The organism is Vibrio sp. 2130-1 (genome assembly GCF_033339515.1).
This window is the reverse complement of the sequence record NZ_JAWOUT010000515.1, coordinates 1-583: the sequence shown is the minus strand read 5'-3', so window position 1 is coordinate 583 and position 583 is coordinate 1. Positions and strand designations below refer to the sequence as shown.

Sequence of the window (583 nt, the reverse complement as noted above, 5' to 3'; positions counted from 1 at the left end):
TGCCCATCAATAAACCAAATACGATACTGATCTGGCGCAGCGCGACAACTAAGCTCACGTTGTCTGTCATCGTCATCGCAAACAGAACCAATCCATAAGTCGATGCCATCATAATGCCAGCCATACTTGCACTTTTTCGGATTCGCCAAGCCGCTTGCAACTCTTGATCATTTCCGGTGATCAGACACCAAAGTAAAACGGGTAAGCCCATCGCCCAAAACTGCGCACCAAGATAGAAGATCGCGCTGTATTGATCGCTGAAAATAGTTGATGCTTGCTGAGTCAGTAACGTTAATGCCTCTTTGTCCACCACAGAGTAACCTGTCGTGCCAATTGCCGCGATCAACGCCCAAAACACGCCTACATTTAGATACGCCACCAAAGAAACTTGGCGAACATGAGTCAACGGAACCAAAATGCAGCCAAAGGTGATCAACACAAAACCAAGCCACTGTTGAGATGAAAGCGCATGGCCGAGTGCAACACTGAACCCTCCCACCATCATGACCGGCAAAGCGCGTGCAATTGGGTAAATCACACCAACATCGGCATGTTTATACGCCATGATCAAACCGACGAGATA

1 pseudogene is annotated in these 583 nt (G+C 48.0%); it reads right to left on the bottom strand.

From position 1 onward, the window contains the following. Positions 1 to 583 (bottom strand): annotated as a pseudogene (locus R7Q09_RS27140) (multidrug transporter); the annotation flags it as partial.